This window comes from Rathayibacter sp. VKM Ac-2856 (genome assembly GCF_013205055.1).
GTDB lineage: Bacteria > Actinomycetota > Actinomycetes > Actinomycetales > Microbacteriaceae > Rathayibacter.
In genome coordinates this window covers 1436567-1456780 of the sequence record NZ_JABMLF010000001.1, presented here as the reverse complement: position 1 = coordinate 1456780, position 20214 = coordinate 1436567, and the positions used below count along the sequence as shown (strand labels likewise).

Here is a 20214-nt window from a genome sequence, read left to right as displayed (position 1 = left end):
CCTAGCGGGAGGTGGTGCGGCCGCGGAACACGTCCACGAGGCTGCGCACGTCGAGCGAGCCGTCCAGCATCCGCGCGATCAGGTCGCCGAGCGCCATGAACACGGCGGTGAGGACGAAGCCCCAGAAGCCGAAGAGCAGGGCGGCGAAGGCGAGGATCGCGCCGACGGCGAGGCCGAGCGTGGTGCTGCGGCCGGCCGGGGCGGGAGCGGGGGTGCGGGGGTCGCTCATCGGACGCGGCTCTCGGTCTCGGTGTCGCCCTTGTCCTCGCCGGGGATGTGCACGTCGACGATGGCGACGTTGATCTCGGCGACGGACATGCCGACGAGCTCGGTGATGGCCTCGGAGACGGCGGCGCGGACCTGGTCGGCGACGGACTGCATCGGCACCGGGTACTCGACGACGAGGGTCACGTCGGCGGCGACCTGGTGCTCGCCGACCTCGACGCTGACGCCCTGGGCGTGGTCGTTGCCGCCGACGGCCTGTCGGATCGCGCCGAAGGCACGGGCGGCGTTGTTGCCGAGGGCGAAGACGCCGGGCACCTGGCGCGCGGCGATGCCGGCCACCTTGGCGACGACGGCGTCGTCGATGACGGTGCGGCCCTGGGCGGTGCCCGAGACGGCGCTGTTGCCCAGGCTCGTGACGGTGTCCACCGGCTTCTTGTCCACGCGGGGGGTGGTGGGGGCAGTGGGGGTGGCGGGGGTGCGCGTGCTGTCGCTCATGGTGACTCCTGTGCGTGTCGTCGGCCGCTGGTCGAGCGCGGCCGGGGTCGGGGAGTCCGGCGGATTTCCCGTCGGGCTGTGCTTTCATGAGTGAGACGGAGCCCGACGGGGGTTCGTCACGGTGGGATCCGGAGTTTTTCCTGGGAGTCACCTGATGGTCGATCCGGCGCGTGCCGGTGAGCGCTGGAGGAGCGTCATGCCCGGTCTGGAGACGGCGAGCGATGCGCTCCTCGCCGAGCGCTCCGCCGAGGGCGACGTCCGGGCGTTCGAGGTGCTGGTCAAGCGCCACCAGTCGATCCTCCGGGCCTACGCCTGGCGGCTGACCGGCTCGCAGGCCGATGCGTCCGACGCGGTGCAGAACGCGCTGATCACGGTCTGGGCCCAGCTCCCGCAGCTGAAGGAGCCCGCGAGCGTGCGGAGCTGGATGATGCGGATCGTGAGCCGATCCAGCGTCGATCTGCTGCGCCAGCGCCGGCCCGTCGACGACGTCGACGCCGTCGAGCACCCGCCCGCGCGCGAGCCGGGCCCCTTCGAGTCGGCCGAGCAGAGCGACGCGATGCGCGCCCTCGCGGCGGCCCTGGCCGAGCTGCCCGAGACCCAGCGGCAGTGCTGGCTGCTCCGCGAGGTCGGCGGCGAGTCGTATGGTGAGATCGCCGAGCACCTCGGCATCACCGCCACCGCCGTCCGCGGCAAGCTCGCCCGGGCTCGGGAGTCGCTGGTCGTGGCGATGGAGGACTGGCGATGAGGGCCTGGGATGAAGGAGTCGGCGCGATGAAGGAGTCGGCGCGATGACCCCGGACGAGACGCCCGACCGCTCGGGCCCCGGCGAGGACGCCGTGCTGCCCCTGAGTGTTCCGCTGGTCTCCGGCGCGGAGGACGGCGCCGGCCTCGAGCCCGACATCCTCGACGGCGACGGCACCGACGGCGACGGCCCCGACGGCGACGGCATCGGCATCGACGAGCTCGGCGACTACCTCGACCGCGGCCGCCTGCCCTACGACCCCGCCATCGAGGAGTCGCCGGAGCATCGGCGCACCCTCCGCGCCCTCGAGCGGGTCCGCGCGCTCTCCGGCGCGCTGATCGACGACGACGCCGCGCACCTGCCGGCGCCCACCGAGAACTGGTTCGGCTCGATCCTCACCCAGGTGCGGCGCGAGGCCCGGGCCGGCCGCGACATCCCGCTGGCGAGCACCGACCCCGACGTCGCGCTGACCATCACCGAGGGCGCCGTCCGCGGCATCGTCCGCGAGGCCGGCGACAGCGTGTCCGGGGTCCTCGTCGGCCGGTGCCGACTGCAGGGCGACATCGCCGATCCCGGTGCCGAGGTCGCGGTCGAGGTGACGATCTCGGTGTTCTGGGGCGTCCCGATCGCCGACGCGGCCCAGCAGGTGCGCGAGCGGATCCACTCCCGCCTGCTCACCCAGACCGAGCTGCGCGTCTCCACCATCGACGTGCGCGTCGAGGACGTCTACGTCCCGGGCGGGGAGGAGTCGTGAGCGGGTCCGAGCAGCTGCCCGACGCACCGGTCGTCCTGGTCCCCGCGGTCGCTCCGGGCGGGTCCGCGCCGAGTGCGGCGGCCGTCCTGACCGCCGAGATCCGCGCGCTCCCCGGAGTCGCGATGGTCGTCCCCGCGCGCGCCCAGGTGCGCGACGTGCTCGCGCACGCCGCCGGCGCGCTGACCCCCTCCTCCGTCGATCCCGTCGAGGGGCCGCTCGGCGCGGTGTCCGGCGGCACGCTCGCCGAGCCGGTGCTCGTCCGGGTCCTCGGCGAGGAGGTGTCGGTGTCCGCGGAGGTCTGCGTCGCCGCCGAGTCCTCGGCGCCCGACGTCGCCCGCGCGGTCGGCTCCGCGGTGCGCGAGTGGTGCCGGCGCGAGCACCCCGCCCGCCGGGCGCGCGTCGCGATCCGGATCGCCTCCGTCGACTGAGCCCGCCGGGCAGGGCTGAGCCGGGTCGGCTGAGCTGAGCGGGGTCGGGCGCCCCGACGACGCCCGCCCCGTCGCCCGCTAGGCGCCGTGCTCGGCGAGGAACGCCTCGGTCTCGGCCGCCGTCGGCGTGGAGACCGCCGCGCCGGCCCGGGTGACCGAGATCGCCGCGGCCGCCGTCGCCCAGCGCACGAGCTCGACCAGCGCCGCGGGGTCGTCGAGGCGGTTCCCGCCGCTCGCGAGCCGGGCCGCGAACACGCCGCAGAAGGTGTCGCCCGCGCCGGTCGTGTCGACGACGGCGACGCGGAACGCCGGGGCGCGCACCGGCTCGCGGTCGCGGACGGCGACGACGACGCCGTCGGAGCCGAGGGTGACCAGCACCAGCGGGACCAGGGCGGTCAGGGCGACGGCGAGCGCCGTGTCGTCCTCCGCCGTGATGCCGCGCTCGGCGCCGAGCTCGCGCGCCTCGTGCTCGTTGACGATCAGCACATCGAGCTCGGCGAGCAGCTCCTCGGGCAGCGGGCCGATGGGCGCCGCGTTCAGGATCGTGGTGGTCCCCGCCGCCCGGCCGGCGCGCGCCGCGGCCAGCACGGTCGGGACGGGGATCTCGAGCTGGAGCAGGAGCGCCGTGGCGCCGGCGATCAGCTCCGACTCCTCCGCGGTCAGGTCGGTGAAGGCGGCGTTCGCGCCGGAGTCGACGACGATCGCGTTCTCGCCCGCGTCGTCGACGGTGATCTGCGCGGTGCCGGTGCGCTCCTCGCCGCGGCGCGCGTGCAGCTCGAGCGGCTCCTGCGCCAGCAGTCCCGCCAGCTCGTCGCCGGTGGCGTCGCGGCCCAGGCTCGTGACGAAGACGCTCCCCGCGACCGTGCGGGCGGCGGCGACCGCCTGGTTCAGCCCCTTGCCGCCGGGGAAGGTGCTGTGATCGAGGGCGAGGACCGTCTCGCCGGGTGCGGGGATCCGGGCGACCCGGTGGACGTGATCGAGGTTGGCGCTTCCGAGGACGACGAGGCTCATGCTCCGACGGTAGGGCACGCGCAAGGGGCTGCTCGCATCCTCCGGCCGCACCTACGGTGGAGGTATGGAAACTCGAATCTTCGGACGCACCGGTGCGCCCGTCTCCGTCGTCGGCCTCGGAACCTGGCAGCTCGGTGCCGACTGGGGGGACGTCGCCGAGAGCGACGCCCTCGCCATCCTCGACGCCGCCGCGGAGTCGGGCGTCACCCTCTTCGACACGGCCGACGTCTACGGCGACGGCCGCAGCGAGCGGACGATCGGCGCCTGGCGCGCCGCCCACCCCGACGCGCAGGTCTTCGTCGCGACGAAGATGGGCCGTCGCGTCGAGCAGATCCCCGCGAACTACGTGCTCGACAACTTCCGCGCCTGGACCGACCGCTCGCGCTCGAACCTCGGCGTCGACACCCTCGATCTCGTCCAGCTGCACTGCCCGCCCACCGCCGTCTACTCCGACGACGCCGTCTTCGACGCGCTCGACACTCTGGTCGACGAGGGCGCGATTGCGCACTACGGCGTCTCGGTCGAGCGCACGGAGGAGGCGCTCACCGCGATCGCGCGGCCGAACGTCGCGAGCGTGCAGATCATCCTGAACGCGTTCCGCCTGAAGCCGCTCGACGCGGTCCTGCCCGCGGCGCGCGAGGCGGGCGTCGGGATCCTCGCGCGGGTGCCCCTCGCGAGCGGCCTGCTCAGCGGCCGCTACACGACCGAGACGACCTTCGCTCCCGACGACCACCGGAACTACAACCGCGACGGCTCCGCCTTCGACGTCGGCGAGACCTTCTCGGGCGTCGACTTCGCGACCGGCGTCGAGGCCGCGCAGGAGTTCTCGCGCCTCGCCGCGGACCACGGCCTGGCTCCCGCCGCGGCCGCGCTGGCCTGGATCATCCAGCAGGACGGCGTCACCGCCGTCATCCCCGGCGCCCGCTCCGTCGAGCAGGCTCGGGCGAACGCCACTGCCGCCGACGCCGCCCCCCTCGGCCCGGCCTTCATGGAGGCCGTCAACGCCCTCTACGACACCCACTTCCGCCCCACGGTCCACCCCCGCTGGTAGCCCCCGCGCCCACATGCTGATCGAGTAGCCCGCGCAGCGGGCGTATCGAGATCCCCGTCGCCCGCCGCCGCTGACTCGCCCGAGAAGGCTCGTTCCCCACCCCGGGAACGAGCCTTCTCGGGCATCTCAGTGCTGCAGGGCGGCGCGCACCTGGCGGACGACGGCGCCGAGGTCGCGGAGGTCGTCGCCCGTGAGCTCGATCACGGTCCAGCCGGCCGCGCGCAGGCGGCGGGCGCGGGCGACGTCCTTCCGCCATCGGCCGGGCTCGGAGCGGTGGTGGTCGCCGTGGTACTCGATGATCAGGCGCGCCCACGCGACGCAGAGATCGACTCGGCCGAGGAAGGCGCCGGCCTCGTCGCGGATCTCGATGTTCGCCTCGATGCCGGTGACGCCCTCGAGCACCAGCGCCACCCGCACCAGCGACTCCGGTCGGGACTCCGCGCGCCCGTCGAGCAGAGCGAGGGCGCGCCGCAGCCGCGTGAGCCCGCGCCGACCCGGATAGCGGCCGACAGCCGCCGCCAGCGTCGCCTCCGTCGCCAGCCCGCGGTGGAGCAGGTCGTCGCCGACCGCGACGAGGTCGGGGAGCTCGAGCACGGCGCCGAGGTCGCACCAGGTGCGGGCCGGCGTGGTGAGCGCGCCCCGGCGCCCGGTCACGAGGTCGGCCGTCCGGTCGAGGGTGAGACTGCGCCCGGCGAGTCCGTTCGCGTGGGGAGCGCGCGCCGGCGCGACCACGGCGACGTCCAGAAGGCCGCGCAGCTCCCACCGCTGGTCGAGCGGAGCGCCCCACAGCAGCGCCGCGGTCGGCCCGCAGACGAAGACGTGGTCGCCGAGCCGGTGCAGCACCGCGGCGCAGCGGTCCGCCAGCGTGAGCACGGGCGCGGTGGACCTGACCCCGTACGCCGGCGTCGCGAACTCCGCGGACCGCATCCGTGCCCGCGACAGCCCCGCGGCGCGTCCCTCCGCCACGCTGAGAACGCCCTCCGGCCGGTCACCCGTCACCGCGCCATGCTCGCGCCTGCGGCCCATCAGCGCCCGAAGTTGTCCACAGGCAACGCTGAGATGCCCGAGAAGGCTCGTTCCCGGGGTGGGGAACGAGCCTTCTCGGGCGACTCAACGGCCGCGGGGCGCGGGCGGCGTGCGGGCTAGGAGCCCAGGGCGGCGTCGACGATGGTGCGGGCCTCGGCCTGCACCTCGTGCAGGTGGTCGAGGCCGCGGAAGGACTCGGCGTAGATCTTGTAGACGTCCTCGGTGCCCGAGGGGCGCGCGGCGAACCAGGCGTTCTCGGTGACGACCTTGACGCCGCCGACGGCCGCGTCGTTGCCGGGGGCCTTGGAGAGCTTGGCGACGATCTCCTCGCCGGCCAGCGTGGTCGCGGTGATCGCGTCGCCGTCGAGCTTGCCGAGCGCCGCCTTCTGCGCCTTCGTCGCGACCGCGTCCACGCGCTCGTAGACCGGGTCGCCGAAGCGCTCGGTCAGCTCGCGGTAGAGCACCGACGGGCTCTTGCCGGTGACGGCGACGATCTCCGAGGCGAGCAGCGCCAGCAGGATGCCGTCCTTGTCGGTCGTCCAGACGGTGCCGTCGAAGCGGAGGAACGACGCGCCCGCCGACTCCTCGCCGCCGAAGCCGACGGAGCCGTCGACGAGCCCCGGGACGAACCACTTGAAGCCCACCGGCACCTCCCAGAGGCGGCGGCCGAGCGACTCGGCGACCCGGTCGATGATCGAGGAGGAGACCAGCGTCTTGCCGATCGCCGCGTCCTCGCGCCAGCCGGAGCGGTGGCGGTAGAGGTAGTCGATCGCGACCGCGAGGTAGTGGTTGGGGTTCATCAGGCCGCCGTCGGGCGTGACGATGCCGTGGCGGTCGGCGTCCGCGTCGTTGCCGGTGAGGATGTCGTAGTCGCCGGCGCGGGCGACGACCGAGGCCATCGCGCTGGGCGAGGACGGGTCCATCCGGATCTTCTCGTCCCAGTCGAGGGTCATGAAGCCCCAGGCCGGGTCGACCTCGCCGTTGACGACCGTGAGGTCGAGCTGGTGCATCTCGGCGATCAGCTGCCAGTAGTGCACCGAGGCGCCACCCAGCGGGTCGGCCCCGATCCGCACGCCGGCCTTGCGGATCGCGTCGAGGTCGATGATGTTCGCGAGGTCCGCGACGTAGCGGGTGCGGTAGTCGTAGGTCTCGACGGCGCTCGGCTCGGCCGACTTCACGTCGCGGTTGCCGTCGGCGATCAGCTCGTTCGCGCGGTTGGCGATCCAGGAGGTGGCGTCGGAGTCGGCGGGTCCGCCGTGCGGCGGGTTGTACTTGAAGCCGCCGTCGCGGGGCGGGTTGTGCGAGGGGGTGACCACGATGCCGTCGGCCCGGTCGGTGTGCGACGGGTCGTTGTTGTAGCGGAGGATCGCGTGGCTGAGCGCCGGCGTCGGCACGAAGTCGTCGAACTCGTCGACGAGCACGCGCACCTCGTTGGCCACCAGCACCTCGAGCGCGGTCGTCAGCGCCGGGCGGGAGAGGCCGTGGGTGTCGGCGCCGATGAAGAGCGGGCCCGTGACGCCCTGCTCCGTCCGGTACTCGACGATCGCCTGCGTCACCGCCGCGATGTGGTCCTCGTTGAAGGCGGTGTCGAACGACGAGCCGCGATGCCCGGACGTCCCGAAGACCACCTTCTGCAAGGGGTCGGACACGTCCGGCTTCTTCTCGTAGTACGCCCTCACGAGGGCCTCGACGTCGATGAGATCGGAGGCCTCTGCCGGCTTCCCTGCGCGATCGGTCATGGGGTCCATAGTGGCAGTCGCGCCGGGGCCGCGGAACCGGCTGGACAGGCGCTGGCTAGGCTGTCCGCCATGCCCGACCGCGCCTTCGACGGTGTCCCCGACACCGCCTCCTCCCCCCGCACCTACAGCTATCTCGGGCCCTCCGGCACGTTCACCGAGGCGGCGCTCGCGCAGGTGCCCGAGGCGCGCGGGCACGTCTGGCGCAGCGTGGGCAACGTCGGCGAGGCGCTGGACGACCTCGTCTCGGGGCGCAGCGACGGCGCGGTGATCGCGATCGAGAACTCGGTCGAGGGCGGAGTGACGGCCGCGCAGGACGCGCTGGCGCGGATCCCGGGCGTGCGGATCGTCGGCGAGTACCTGGTGCCGGTGTCGTTCATCCTGGTCGGCCGCCCGGGCAGGCGGCTCGAGGACGTGCGGATCGTCGCCGCCCACCCGGTCGCCTACGGGCAGTGCCGCGGATGGCTCGACCGCTCGATCCCGAGCCACGAGCACCTCCCCGCGTCGAGCAACGTGCAGGCCACGATCGATCTGCTGGCCGGCTCGCCCGCGCAGGCCGCCATCGCGCCGCCCGGCATCGTCGCCCACCACGACGTCGAGGTGCTCGCGGAGCGGATCGGCGACAACCCGAACGCCGTCACCCGCTTCGTGCACGTGTCGCGCTCGCGGGTGCTGCCGGAGCCGACGGGCGCCGACAAGACGAGCCTCATCGTCGAGCTGCCGTCCGACGCCCCCGGCGCGCTGCTCGACATGCTCGAGCAGTTCGCGACCCGCGGAGTGAACCTGAGCATGATCCAGTCGCGGCCGATCGGCGACGCCCTCGGCCGGTACCGCTTCGTCATCGACCTCGACGGGCACGTGCACGACGAGCGGGTCGCGGACGCCCTGCTGGGGCTTCGCCGCTTCAGCCCGGGAGTGATCTTCCTGGGCTCGTATCCGCGGGCGGATCGCCGTCCGGTCTCGTACGTGCGACGCTACGACGACGAGGTGTTCATCGAGGCCCGCGACTGGCTGCGCGGGATCCTCGGCAGCGAACCGGAGGTCGACGATGACTGAACGAGGCGGAGCCGGGCGCGAGCGCGTCGATCCGCGGTACGACCCCGCGTTCCAGCGGGGCTTCGCCGGGGGAGTGGAGCGCGTGCGCGGCGACGAGCGCGCCTACGCCCGGCCGGGCTCGGCGCCCGAGGGGATCGCCCGGAGGCGCCCGCCGGCCCTCGCCGACATCGCGACCACGGCCGACAGCCGCCGCTCGCGCCGGGCGGCCGAGGCCGTCGCCCCCGCCTCCGCGCCGGTGCGCCTGCCCTCGGACGCCGATGCGGCGCCCGCCCGGGACGAGCTCGCGGACCCTTCGTCGGAGGACGCGCCCGCCCGTCGCGCCGAGGCCGCCGCGGAGCCCTCGGCGCCGCTCCTGCGGAACCCGTGGCTGCTCGCCCTGCTGCTCGCGGGACTCGCCGGCAGCGTGCTCGGCGTCGTGCTGCTCTACAGCGGCTACTCCTCGCCGCCCGCGTCGTACTACGGCGACACCGACACCCCGTCGCCGGAGTGGATCCAGCGGCAGATCACCTACTACGCCTCGATCCCGCTGCTGGGCAGCCTGCCGTTCGCGCTGCTCCTCGCGATGGGCGTCGCGGCCCTGCGCTGGCGCGGCCGCCCCGCGGCGCCGTCGCCCGCCCTCGAGGTCACCGCCGACTGACGTCACCCCCTCCCCCCGCCATGCTGGTCGAGTAGCCCCGCAGGGGCGTATCGAGACCCACGTCGCCGACACGTCCGTCGTCGGTGGATCTCGATACGCCCGCTGTGCGGGCTACTCGATCAGCATGGAGTGCCACCGCCCGGTCGCCAGAGGGATGCGCCCGCGAGCATGCTGGTCGAGTAGCCCCGCAGGGGCGTATCGAGACCCACCATCGCAGACACGACCGTCGATGAATCTCGATACGTCCGCTGGGCGGCTACTCGATCAGCAGGCGATGAGCTACACCCCCGACGCGCCGAACAGCAGGCCGAGCAGGTACGTCACCAGCGCCGCTCCGTAGCCGATGCCCAGCTGGCGGAGCGCCCGCGCGAGGGGCGGCGCCCCCGAGAGCAGCCCGACGATCGCGCCGGTCGCGAGCAGGGCCAGCCCGACCAGGACCGACGCGAGCACCACCGCGGCCAGCCCGGACATCCCGAGCAGGTAGGGCAGCACCGGGATGATCGCGCCCGAGGCGAAGAAGCAGAAGCTCGACAGCGCCGCGCCCATGCCGGTGCCGATCGACTCGTGCTCGTCGACCGACGGGTCGGCCTTCGGACCGCCGAGCGTGATCGGCGAGGTCGGCACCGCTCCTCCGCGCAGTCCCGCGAAGACCCGGGCCGCCCGCGCGTCGGCGTCCTGCTGCGAGAGCCCGCGGGCGCGGTAGACGAGCGAGAGCTCATTGGCGTCCACGTCGAGGTCCGGGACCACGTGGTTGGTGTCGAGGTCGGGGGAGGAGGCGGAGAGCAGCTCCCGCTGCGAGCGCACCGAGACGAACTCGCCGGCTCCCATCGAGAGGGCGCCCGCGAGCAGTCCGGCGATGCCGGTGAAGAGGACGACTCCGGTGCCGACGCCGCTCGCGCCGACGCCGAGGACGAGGGCGAGGTTCGACACCAGGCCGTCGTTGGCGCCGAACACCGCGGCGCGGAAGGTGCCCGAGAGGCGGTTGCGACCGCGCTCGGCGAGACCGCGGACGACCTCGCCGTGGATCCGCTCGTCGGCGGCCATCGCCTCCGTCGCGTCGTCGTCGTCCGCGTAGGGCGAGCGGGCCTCGGCGCGCTGGATCAGGGCGAGGACGAAGACGGAGCCGAACTGCCGCGTGAGGAAGCCGAGCAGGCGCGTGCGGAGGTCCGGCCGGGGCTGCGGGTCGGCGGCCGGGCCCAGCAGCTCGCGCCAGTGCTCCTCGTGCCGGCCCTCGGCGGCGGCGAGGGCGAGCAGGATCTCGCGCTCCTCACCGGAGCGGCGCTGCGCGAGGTCCCGGTAGCTCGCCGCCTCGGCCAGCTCGTCGGCGAGGTAGCGCCGCCAGCGGCGGATCTGCACGGGAGTGGGCGAGGAAGGGGTGTCGCGGGCGAGGGTCGCCATGGCATCTCCTGGTTCCGGCAGCCCGGCCGACCCGCGCGAGAGGACCGGCCAGGACGCGTGTCGACTGGCCGAAGGTCTCGTTCGCCCGGTTCCGCGAGGATCCGGGTGGCGCGCCGGGTCCGGGACGTTCCGGGCCAGCATGTCGACGCGCCTCGTCGCCCGCTCGGCGGGCGGTGGGAACTACTCCCCTTCGCAGGGACCACCGTAGCCGACCGGGCCGCGCCGCGCCCCTCCGATCGCGCCGCGACGCACGGCGCTAGCGTGGGAGGCCGGCGGAGCGCCCCGGCCCGCCCCCGCGCCGCCCCCGGCGCCCCTCGACGTGGAGGCCCGCCCATGACCGCCGACAGCGCACCGACCCGCCGCCTCATCGGCGAGCTCGAGGAGCGCGCCCGCGAGGCGCTGCCCTGGTTCGTCGCCGACTACTACGGCGCCGTCGCGGGCGGCCGGACCGAGCGTGACGCCGACCTCGCTGCCTGGGACGCGATCCGCTTCCGACCCGCGGCCCTGCGCGGCGAGCTCGACGGCGACACCACGACCAGCGTCCTCGGCACGCGCATCAGCGGCCCGGTGATGATCGCGCCGATGGCGCAGCAGAACGCCGCGGATCCGCGGGGCGAGATCGCGATGGCGGAGGCGGCGGCGCGCGCCGGCACCCTCCTCGGAGTCTCGACCAACACGGCGCTGCCGTTCGAGCGCATCGCGGCCGCGGGTGCGCCGTGGTGGTTCCAGGTCTACCTGCTCGCGGATCGCGACGTGACGCACTCCCTCGTCGAGCGGGCGGCGGAGTACGGCGCCCGCGCGCTGATGCTCACGGTCGAGATGCCGGTGCTGCGCGGCGACCGGCCCGGCATCGAGCCGCTCGGCTGGCCGGAGATCCCCGGGAAGACGCGGCTGGGCAACCTCACCGAGCAGGAGCGCGCGCTCGTGCTCGGGCGACCCGTGCCGAACCCGGGACTCGACGACATCGGCCGCCTGCGCTCGGTGAGCGGGCTGCCGGTCCTGGTGAAGGGCGTGCTGCGCGGCGAGGACGCGCGCCGCGCGGTCGACGCGGGCGCCTCCGGAGTGGTCGTCTCGACCCACGGCGGACGGCGGATGGACGGCTCGATCACCGCGGTCGGCGCGCTCGCCGAGGTGGTCGAGGCGGTCGGCGGCGACGCCGAGGTCTACATCGACAGCGGGGTCCGCACCGGCCGGCACGTGCTCGCGGCCCTCGCGCTGGGGGCCCGCGCGGTGTTCGTCGGGCGTCCGCTGATGTGGGCGCTCGCCGTGGGCGGGACCGACGAGGTCGCCGGGCTGCTCGCGCTGATCGACGCCGAGTTCCGGGTGATGCTGCGGCAGTCCGGCGCCGCGTCGATCCGCGACCTCGACGGGCTCGTCGCCCGGGTCTGAGGCAGCGGCGGTCCGGCGGTCGGGCGGTCGGGCGGTCAGGCGGTCGGGCGGTCAGGCCGCGACGATGCCGCGGGCCCGGCGGCGCTGCTGGCGCTCGTGCTCGGCGTCGAGCAGCGCGCGGGTGCGCTCGGTGGCCAGCAGCGCGACGAGCGTCTCGGTCTCCTCCTCGATCCGCTCGCCCAGGTCGACGGGGTCGGTGCGCAGGAGCCGCTTCGCGGCGGCGGTCATCAGCGGCGGCCGTGCGGCGAGCACCCGGACCCGCTCCTGCACCCGGCCGGCGAGCTCCGCGCGCGGGACGACCTCGGTGACGAGCTGCCACTCCAGCGCCTCCGCGGCGCGCACCGGGCGCCCGGACAGCACGAAGTCGAGCGCGCGCCGGCGGCCGATGGTGCGGGGGAGCGTGGCCGTGACGCCGCAGTCCGGGACGAGCCCCACGTCGCCGTACGCGCTGACGAAGGTGGCGGCGGGCGTCGCGACGACGATGTCGGCGGCGAGGGCGAAGGCGATCCCGGCGCCCGCGGTGACGCCGTCGATCGCGCAGACGACGACGGCGCTGCTCTCGCCGAGGAGGCGGAAGGCCTCGCCCGCGGTCGTCGCCAGTTCGCGGAGGTAGTCGCCCGGGCTCGCGGCGCCCAGGATCGCCGAGACGTCGCCGCCGGTGCAGAAGGCGCGACCGGAGGACTCGACGACGAGGACGGAGCAGCCCGGGTCGGCGTTCAGCGCGACCAGGGCGCGCACGAGCTGCCGCGCCGTGTCGAGGTCGAGCGCGTTGAGCGCGTCGGGCCGGTCGAGCACCAGGCGGGCGACGGGTCCGGTGCGCTCGACGCGCACGGTCGGGGGCTGGGGAGTCATGGCGGGGCCTCTCGGGGTGAGGTCGGGGAGCGGCGCCCTCGCGCCCGGGGAGCGGAGGGGTCGGCGCCTGCCGTCGGGTCAGGTGGCGCATGAAGACGTTCGCAGCCCTGCGCCCACCGGATCGCCCCGCCCGGCCGATCCTCAGGCGCGCCTCCCGGCCCGGCCGATCCTCAGGCGCGCCTCCCGGCCCGTCTACACTGCTGGGGTGATTGATCCCGTACTTCTCCGCGAGAACCCGGACGTCCTCAAGCGCTCGCAGCAGGCGCGCGGCGACTCCGTCGAGCTCGTCGACGAGGCCCTCGAGGCCGACCGCGTCCGCCGGTCCGCGATCACCGAGGCCGAGCGCCTCCGCGCCGAGCAGAACGCCTTCGGCAAGACCGTCGCGAAGGCGCCGAAGGACGAGAAGGCGGCCCTGGTCGCCGAGGCCCAGCGCCTCGCCGCCGCCGCCAAGCAGGCGCAGCAGGAGGCCGCGGAGGCCGACGAGCGCTTCGGCGCTCTGGTGAAGCGGCTGGCCAACCCGATCATCGATGGCGTCCCGGCCGGCGGCGAGGACAAGTTCGAGCTGGTGCGCACCGTCGGCGAGCGCCCCGTCTTCGGCTTCGCGCCCCGCGACCACCTCGAGATCGGCGAGCTGCTCGACGGCATCGACATGCAGCGCGGCGCGAAGGTCAGCGGCGCGCGCTTCTACTTCCTCAAGGGCCTCGTCGCCCGCCTCGAGATCGCCCTGATGAACCTCGGCCTGGAGCGCGCCCTCGAGGCCGGCTTCACCCCGCTGATCACGCCGACGCTCGTGCGCCCCGAGATCATGGACGGCACCGGCTTCCTCGGCGAGCACGACGACGAGGTGTACCGCCTCCGCGACGACGACCTCTACCTCACCGGCACCAGCGAGGTGGCGCTCGCCGGCTACCACGCCGATGAGATCCTCGACCTCGCGGGCGGGCCCAAGCGCTACGCCGGCTGGAGCACCTGCTACCGCCGCGAGGCCGGCTCGGGCGGGCGCGACACCCGCGGCATCATCCGCGTGCACCAGTTCAACAAGCTCGAGATGTTCGTCTACACGCTGCCCGAGGACGCGGAGGCGGAGCACGCGCGCCTGCTCGCCCACCAGGAGGGCGTGCTGCAGAGCCTCGGCCTGCACTACCGCGTGATCGACGTCGCCGCGGGAGACCTCGGCCAGAGCGCCGCCCGCAAGTTCGACGTCGAGGCCTGGGTGCCCACCCAGGACGCGTACCGCGAGCTCACCTCGACCTCGAACTGCACCACCTTCCAGGCCCGCCGCCTCGACACCCGCTACCGCACCGAGTCCGGGAAGACGGCGCCCGTCGCCACCCTGAACGGCACGCTCGCGACCACCCGCTGGATCGTCGCGCTGCTCGAGACCCACCAGCAGGCCGACGGCTCGGTGCTCGTCCCCGAGGCGCTGCGCCCGCACCTGGGCGGCCTCGAGGTCCTCGAGCCGGTCCGCACCGCATGAGCGCGGAGCGCCCCGCCGGCCGCCGCCTCGTCGCGCTCGACATCGACGGCACCGTCATGCACGAGGACGGCACCATCACCGACGCCGTGATCGAGGCCATCGGCCGCGTCGTCGCGCAGGGCGACGAGGTCATGCTCGCCACCGGCCGCTCGCCGTCGACGACGCTGCCGGTCATCGCGCGCCTGGGCATCGCCCCGGAGTTCGTCGTCTGCTGCAACGGCGCCGTCACCCTCCGCCGTGACCCCGAGGCCGAGGGCGGCTACCGCCCCGACGTCGTCGAGACCTTCGACCCGACGGACGTCCTCGAGACGATCCGCCGGCACCTGCCGGACGCGCACTACGCGATCGAGGACGCCGAGGGCGCCTTCTCCTACACCGAGGCGTTCCCGGGCGGCGCGGTGATGGGCGCCGAGACCCTGCGCGTCCCGTTCGAGGAGCTGCTCGGCACGCAGTCCACCCGCGTCGTCGTCATCTCGCCCGAGACCGGCATCGAGGAGTTCACCGAGCTCGTCGAGCGGATGGGCCTGCACCAGGTCAGCTACGCGATCGGCTGGACCGCCTGGCTCGACATCGCCCCGCACGGCGTCAACAAGTCGACGGCCCTGGAGCTCGTCCGCAACCGCCTCGGCATCGAGCGGAGCGACGTGGTCGCGCTCGGCGACGGCCGCAACGACATCGAGATGCTCACCTGGGCCGCCGAGCACGGCGCGGGCCTCGCGATGGGCCAGGCGCCCGCCGAGGTGCTCGCGGTCGCCTCCGAGATCCTCCCCGGCGTGCACGAGGACGGCGTCGCCGTCGCGCTCTCCGCGCTGCGCTGACGTCGCGCGGCGGTCGCCGGCCCGACGCCACGCCGCCCGCCACTGCGCGACCGTCGGTTACCATCGACTGTCTCTCCCCGCGGGGAGCGGCAGGGAGGGCTGTCCGAGCGGCCGATGGAGCCAGTCTTGAAAACTGGTGGGCAGAGATGTCTCTAGGGTTCGAATCCCTAGCCCTCCGCCACCGCGATCGAGCGTCGACGCCGTCCCCTCCGGCGACGAGGACGAGAACGAGATCCTCCCGTCATGCCGGCCGAGCAGCCCGCAGGGACGCGCATGCTGGTCGAGTCACCCGGAGGGGTGCGCAGGCGGGCTGAGCCGCCCACAGGGACGCGCATGCTGGTCGAGTAGCCCCGCAGGGGCGTATCGAGACCCACCGTCATCAGCAGGGTGGGTCGGCACAGTCGTCCTTCTGCTGCGGGTGAATCCCCCTGCGCCCCCCTGCGCGGGCTGCTCGATCAGCACGGAGGGCCTGCTGCGTGTCCCTGGCGCGCAGCGACCTCGCCGTCGGGCCCGGACGCTAAAGTGACGTTCTGTCGATATTCGAGACAGGCCGTCTGCGCCGAGACGCACCTCTGATCCGCGGGTCGCCCTCTCTCGATCGAGAAGGAGCCGTCATGAGCGACGAGAACGTGCCGGGACCTCGCACTGAGCGCCTGCGACCGGGGGTGTACGCGACACGGGACGGCAGCGGCGTCACCGTGATGGCGTGGCCGCGAGCACTGGCGCTCGGCGACGGCGCGGCGGTCGATGCGCGACTCCGGCAGCTCGTCGAGGGCGGGCCGGGCGGTGTCGACGATCCCGTGACTGCCCGACTGCGCGAGGACGGCTGGCTCGTCCAGGAGTTCGAGGACGACGACGGTTCCGGCTTCGCCGTCCGTCCGCTGCGGGCCGCGGTCGAGCCCGCTGCTGCATCGTCCGCCGACCTCGACCTCTCGCGGTTCGCCGTGATCCGCCGCGACGGCGCCGACCTGCTCGTCGAGTCCCCGCTGGCCAGCGCCGAGATCGTGCTGCACCGGCGGTCGCTGCTCGCCGACGCGCTCTCGGGCACCGGCGGTCTCGCAGCCGCCCTGCGCCGCGAGCTGCGTCGGCACGGGTTCCTCGCGCTGCCGGGCGGCCCGGAGGACACCGAGTTCCGCTACCGGCAGTGGGCACCGCACGAGCTGCTCTTCCACGACCGCAGCCGGCAGGGCCACCGCGGCCCGGCCGACGACTTCGGCGGCACCTGGTGGGGCGGGACGGCGGGCTTCGCCCCGGAGCGCGCCGCCCCGGTCTCGTTCGGCGGCCGCCGCGTCGCCCTCCCCCCGGTCGATCTCGCCGCCCTGCGCGCGAGCGACCCGCCCTACGCCGAGGTCGTCGAGTGCCGGGCGTCCCTCCGCGAGCACGACGACGCCGCGCCGATCGACGTCGCCGAGCTCGGCGAGCTCCTGTACCGGACGGCCCGGGTCCGCGGGGTGCGCGTCGACCACGGGACGGAGGTGGTCAACTCGCCGCGTCCGTCCGGCGGCTCGCTCGCGGAGCTCGAGCTGTACCTGGCCGTCTCGCGCTGCGCCGGGCTCGAGCCGGCCTTCTACCACTACGACGCGCACCGCCACGAGCTGGAGGAGGTGTGCGGCATCGGCGCTCCCGCCGTGCGCCGGATGGTCCAGGTCGCGAGCGGGGTCGCGGCGACGGGGGTCGCTCCGCAGGTGCTGATCGTCGTCTCCGCGCGTGTCGGCCGCGTGATGGGGAAGTACCAGAAGATGGGGTTCGAGCTCGTGCTGAAGGACACCGGGGTCCTCTACCAGGCCCTCGCCGGGGCGTGCAGCGCGATGGGGCTGGCGGGCTGCCCGCTCGGCACCGACGACCCCGTCGCCTTCGCCGAGGCGACCGGTCGCGACCCGCTCCTCGAGTGCAGCGTGGGCCAGTTCATCGTCGGGTCGAGTCCGCGACCGGTGGCGGCGGTGACACGATGACGCTCACCGTGGACACCAGCGCCTGCGTGATCGACCACGAGGGCCGGACGTACGGCATCACCGCCGTCGGCGACATCGAGCTCACCGGCGAGGTCGCGGGCTGGATCCGCGTGATCGCTGCCTGGGTCCTCGCGGGGGACGACGTCGAGGAGCGGGCGCGCTCACTCGATCCCGCCCGGGCCGACCAGGTCCGGCGCGTGCGGAGCGCGATGCTGCGTCTCGGCCTCCTGCGCGAGGTTCCCGTCGCCGGTCGCGTCCGCCTCCTCGGCGAGACGGAGCTCCTGCAGCGCGCGATGGCGCGGAGCGGCACCGCACTCCCCGAGTCCTGGCTCGCCGTCGGTCCGGTCGAGGGGCGGTGGCTGATCGACGAGGTCCGCGAGCACCCGGAGCGGACGTACGGGGCGGTGCTGCTTCGCGAGGGTGCTGCGCTCGTCGTCGGCCCGGCGATCGGGGCCGAGCTGCTCCCGGTGCTGGTGGCCGTGGCGGAGCGCGGGGTCGCGGCGGGCAGGCCCGAGGAGGACGTGCTCCGGCTCGCCGTCGCCCAGCTGGTCCGTCGGGCCGCGTCCGGTCGCACGGATCCGTGGCGGGCGAGGACGGTGACGGCGGACGGGACCGCGCTCACCCGGATCAGCCCGCACCCGTGGCAGGCCGGGCAGCCGGAGGCGACCGGTCCGTTCGAGGAGCGCGCGATGACGATCGTCGATCCCGACTTCGGGGTCGTCCGGCTGATCGAGGAGGCGGACCTGCCGCAGGTGCCGCGTCACCACTCCCGAGCCCTCGTCTCCTGCGACGCGGTCGTCGACCGGCGCGACGTCGAGGTCGTCGGCGAGGGCGCGGACTTCGCCGAGGCACGGGCGGACACCGTGCGCCGGGCGCTCGCGGTCCGCGCGGAGTCGGTCCTCGATCCGCGCCGGGTGCTCGACGCCGCAGGACGCGCCGTCGCCGCGCCGACCGCGACGCCCGAGCAGCTGCGCGCGGCGGTCCGCGACATCGTCGCCGCGCCCGCGGAGCACACCGTGCCGGGCCGTCGGCTGGCCGACAGCGCGACCGTCCGGGTCCCGGTCTCCCTCGCCCTCCGCTGCTCGGACGCCGAGCCGGCGACCGGCGGCCTCGGGGTCGCCGCCGCGGAGGAGGAGGCGCTGAGGCTCGCCCTCGACGCAGCTCCCGCCTCCGATCCGCGAGCCGTTGTGGTCGACCTCGACCACGACCCCGTCGTCGCGCGACTCGGGCTCGTCGTCCGGAAGGTGGTGATCCTGCCGTGAGCACCAGCGCGGTCGACACGGCGGGCGCCCCTGAGGACGGATTGCTCCAGCGCACGCTGGCGGGCATCGGTGCGGCGAGCGGTGTCGCCGTCCGGGCGTCCGACACCTGGCGGATCCCGAGTCGTCCCGCGGCGGACGTCCCGTGGCTGCCCGTGCACGTCGAGGTGAACCGCATCGTGATCGGGCCCCTCGTCCGCCCCGGGATCCCGGGCTGTCCGCGCTGCCTGGCGCTCCGGCGGGAACGGCTGGGCGGCGCGGAGCCGTGGCGGCTGCGGCTGCGGGCGGAGTACGCGGAGCAGCTCGAGTGCCGGCGCCCCGAGGCGCTCGACGAGCTGGCGGCCGAGGTCGCGGCGGTCGCGCTCGAGCGCCTCCTGGCCCGGGAGCGCGAGGCTGCGGGCGCTCAGCGCCGGGTCGCGGTGGTCCGCCTCGACGCCCTGGAGGTGGAGAGCCGCGCCTTCCTCCCGGAGCCCCTCTGCGAGCTCTGCGGGGACCTCCCGGAGGACACCGCCGCGGCCGCTCAGCACGTCCTCGCGCCGCAGCCGAAGTCGGCTCCGTTCGGCGCACGGATCCGCGACGTCGTCCGCGAGGCCGACGCCCTCCGCTCCCTCTACATCGATCCGTTCTGCGGCACGATCGCCGCCACGCGCCGCGGGGACGAGGGCGGGCTGATCATGGCGGCCGCGCCGATGCCGATGCGCGTGGACGGTCTGGTCGAGCCCGGCTACGGGCGCGGCCGCGACTACCGGTCCGCCGAGGTCACCGCGGTGCTGGAGGCGCTCGAGCGCTACGGGGGAGTCGCCCCGGGCGGGCGCCGGTCGACCGTGCGCGGACGCCTCCGGGAGCTCGCGGCCGAGGCCGTGCATCCCGACGTCTTCGGCCGGCATCCGGACGAGTCCTACGACGATCCGGCCTTCCGCTACCGGCGGTTCGACGAGGACGTCCCGATCCAGTGGGTCTGGGCGCACTCCTTCGCCGAGGGCCGCGCGCGCCTGGTCCCCGAGGCCCTCGCCTACTACTTCTCGCAGCGACTGCGCGGGGACGACCCGGTCTCGTACTACGAGGTCTCGAACGGCTGCGCGCTCGGCTCCTCCTGGGAGGAGGCCGCCCTGCACGGCCTGCTGGAGACGGTCGAGCGCGACGCGTTCCTCTGCACCTGGTACACCCGTACCACGCCCGCCGCCATCGACCTGACCAGCTGCCGCGACCCGCTCGTCGCGGCGCAGGCGGCGGCGATCAGCGCGGCCACCGGCTACGACGTCGCCGCCTTCGATGTCACGACGGACTGGGGCATCCCGGCGGTGTGGCTGCTGGCGACGCGACAGGGTGACTCCGGACCGGCCGCGCTCTGCACCGCCGGGGCGGGCCTGGACCCCGAGCGCGCTCTGCTCGGCGCGTTGAGCGAGCTCGGCCCGATCCTGGCGGACCTCCTCCGGCGCTACCCGGGCGAGGAGGCGCACGCCGCGGCGATGGTGCGCGACCCCTCCGCCGTGCGGACGATGCTCGACCACTCGGCCCTGGACGCGCATCCGGACGCCCGCCACCGCCTCGACTTCCTGCGCGGCGGTCCGACGATCCGCGCCGACGACATCGGCGGAGCGGACCGCGTGCGCCCGGACGCCGCCGACCTGGCGGTCGACCTCCGCGCCGCGGTCGAGCGGATCGGCGAGGTCCTCGTCGTCGACCAGACCACGCCGGAGCACCGCGTGGGGGGATTCGCCTGCGTGAAGGTGCTCGTGCCGGGCGCCGTGCCGATGACGTTCGGCCACCGCAACCGCCGGATCGACGGGCTTCCCCGGCTCCTCGAGCTGCCACGGCGCCTCGGCCGGCTCGACCGCGACCTGCTCCCGGCCGAGCTGAACCCCGACCCGCACCCGTTCCCGTGATGTCCGCATCAGGGAGCGGACC

19 protein-coding genes and 1 tRNA gene are annotated in these 20214 nt (G+C 74.6%); 13 read left to right on the top strand and 7 right to left on the bottom strand.

Annotated features, from left to right (window positions below; genetic code table 11):
* Position 1: 1 nt before the first annotated feature.
* The gene (locus HQQ82_RS06795; protein WP_173232205.1) at positions 2-229 is read right to left on the bottom strand and encodes a DUF2273 domain-containing protein; all 228 of its coding nucleotides are present in this window, start codon (positions 227-229) and stop codon (positions 2-4) included.
* Positions 226-720, bottom strand: a complete 495-nt coding sequence (locus HQQ82_RS06790) for an Asp23/Gls24 family envelope stress response protein (RefSeq protein ID WP_173232204.1) — start codon at positions 718-720, stop codon at positions 226-228. Before HQQ82_RS06790 ends, HQQ82_RS06795 begins: the two co-directional genes overlap by 4 nt.
* A 196-nt stretch (positions 721-916) precedes the next feature.
* Between HQQ82_RS06790 and HQQ82_RS06785 the strand changes: the two genes are divergently transcribed.
* The 3 genes from HQQ82_RS06785 to HQQ82_RS06775 are packed head-to-tail and all read left to right on the top strand — an operon-like array spanning position 917 to position 2644.
* Complete coding sequence (locus tag HQQ82_RS06785; protein ID WP_173232203.1) at positions 917-1465, top strand: RNA polymerase sigma factor; 549 nt, start codon at positions 917-919, stop codon at positions 1463-1465.
* Positions 1466-1508: 43 nt separating this feature from the next.
* Positions 1509-2216 (top strand): Asp23/Gls24 family envelope stress response protein, encoded by a 708-nt coding sequence (locus tag HQQ82_RS06780; protein WP_173232202.1) that lies wholly within the window; start codon positions 1509-1511, stop codon positions 2214-2216.
* Positions 2213-2644, top strand: coding sequence for a hypothetical protein (locus HQQ82_RS06775; protein WP_173232201.1), 432 nt, complete (start codon positions 2213-2215; stop codon positions 2642-2644). Before HQQ82_RS06780 ends, HQQ82_RS06775 begins: the two co-directional genes overlap by 4 nt.
* A gap of 78 nt (positions 2645-2722) precedes the next feature.
* Here the strand turns inward: HQQ82_RS06775 and HQQ82_RS06770 are convergent, their stop codons facing one another.
* Positions 2723-3655 (bottom strand): ribokinase, encoded by a 933-nt coding sequence (locus HQQ82_RS06770; RefSeq protein WP_173232200.1) that lies wholly within the window; start codon positions 3653-3655, stop codon positions 2723-2725.
* Between the two features lie 64 nt (positions 3656-3719).
* On the opposite strand from HQQ82_RS06770, the gene HQQ82_RS06765 reads away from it, so the two are divergent.
* Positions 3720-4706, top strand: a complete 987-nt coding sequence (locus tag HQQ82_RS06765; RefSeq protein WP_173232199.1) for an aldo/keto reductase — start codon at positions 3720-3722, stop codon at positions 4704-4706.
* A gap of 126 nt (positions 4707-4832) precedes the next feature.
* On the opposite strand, the gene HQQ82_RS06760 is transcribed toward HQQ82_RS06765, so the two are convergent.
* Positions 4833-5705 carry a DUF559 domain-containing protein gene (locus HQQ82_RS06760; RefSeq protein WP_173232198.1) on the bottom strand — a complete coding sequence of 291 codons (873 nt, stop codon included), beginning with the start codon at positions 5703-5705 and terminating at the stop codon, positions 4833-4835.
* A 143-nt stretch (positions 5706-5848) separates the two neighbouring features.
* The gene (pgm, locus tag HQQ82_RS06755) at positions 5849-7471 is read right to left on the bottom strand and encodes a phosphoglucomutase (alpha-D-glucose-1,6-bisphosphate-dependent) (RefSeq protein ID WP_173232197.1); all 1623 of its coding nucleotides are present in this window, start codon (positions 7469-7471) and stop codon (positions 5849-5851) included.
* 69 nt (positions 7472-7540) lie between these two features.
* Here pgm and pheA point away from each other — a divergent pair, with 69 nt between their 5' ends.
* Positions 7541-8524, top strand: a complete 984-nt coding sequence (gene pheA, locus HQQ82_RS06750) for a prephenate dehydratase (protein ID WP_173232196.1) — start codon at positions 7541-7543, stop codon at positions 8522-8524.
* Positions 8517-9161, top strand: a complete 645-nt coding sequence (locus HQQ82_RS06745; protein WP_173232195.1) for a hypothetical protein — start codon at positions 8517-8519, stop codon at positions 9159-9161. The genes pheA and HQQ82_RS06745 overlap by 8 nt, the downstream gene beginning before the upstream one ends.
* 279 nt (positions 9162-9440) lie before the next feature.
* Here the strand turns inward: HQQ82_RS06745 and HQQ82_RS06740 are convergent, their stop codons facing one another.
* Positions 9441-10559 carry a VIT1/CCC1 transporter family protein gene (locus tag HQQ82_RS06740; RefSeq protein ID WP_173232194.1) on the bottom strand — a complete coding sequence of 373 codons (1119 nt, stop codon included), beginning with the start codon at positions 10557-10559 and terminating at the stop codon, positions 9441-9443.
* Between the two features lie 333 nt (positions 10560-10892).
* Between HQQ82_RS06740 and HQQ82_RS06735 the strand changes: the two genes are divergently transcribed.
* Complete coding sequence (locus tag HQQ82_RS06735; protein WP_173232193.1) at positions 10893-11948, top strand: alpha-hydroxy-acid oxidizing protein; 1056 nt, start codon at positions 10893-10895, stop codon at positions 11946-11948.
* Between the two features lie 51 nt (positions 11949-11999).
* Here the strand turns inward: HQQ82_RS06735 and HQQ82_RS06730 are convergent, their stop codons facing one another.
* A complete protein-coding gene (locus HQQ82_RS06730) occupies positions 12000-12800 on the bottom strand; it encodes an enoyl-CoA hydratase/isomerase family protein (RefSeq protein WP_173232192.1) in 801 nt (266 codons plus the stop codon).
* Between the two features lie 205 nt (positions 12801-13005).
* On the opposite strand from HQQ82_RS06730, the gene serS reads away from it, so the two are divergent.
* The 6 genes from serS (at position 13006) to HQQ82_RS06700 (ending at position 20192) form a co-directional block, all read left to right on the top strand.
* On the top strand, positions 13006-14277 hold the full coding sequence (serS, locus tag HQQ82_RS06725; RefSeq protein WP_173232191.1) for a serine--tRNA ligase: 1272 nt from the start codon (positions 13006-13008) through the stop codon (positions 14275-14277).
* Positions 14274-15095 (top strand): HAD family hydrolase, encoded by an 822-nt coding sequence (locus HQQ82_RS06720; RefSeq protein WP_173232190.1) that lies wholly within the window; start codon positions 14274-14276, stop codon positions 15093-15095. The genes serS and HQQ82_RS06720 overlap by 4 nt, the downstream gene beginning before the upstream one ends.
* A gap of 93 nt (positions 15096-15188) precedes the next feature.
* Positions 15189-15276, top strand: a tRNA-Ser gene (locus HQQ82_RS06715).
* Between the two features lie 433 nt (positions 15277-15709).
* Positions 15710-17047, top strand: coding sequence for a SagB family peptide dehydrogenase (locus HQQ82_RS06710; RefSeq protein WP_173232189.1), 1338 nt, complete (start codon positions 15710-15712; stop codon positions 17045-17047).
* Entirely contained in the window at positions 17044-18309 is a 1266-nt protein-coding gene (locus tag HQQ82_RS06705) for a hypothetical protein (RefSeq protein ID WP_173232188.1), read from the top strand. Before HQQ82_RS06710 ends, HQQ82_RS06705 begins: the two co-directional genes overlap by 4 nt.
* Positions 18306-20192 (top strand): TOMM precursor leader peptide-binding protein, encoded by a 1887-nt coding sequence (locus HQQ82_RS06700; protein ID WP_173232187.1) that lies wholly within the window; start codon positions 18306-18308, stop codon positions 20190-20192. Before HQQ82_RS06705 ends, HQQ82_RS06700 begins: the two co-directional genes overlap by 4 nt.
* The last annotated feature ends 22 nt before the right edge of the window (positions 20193-20214 follow it).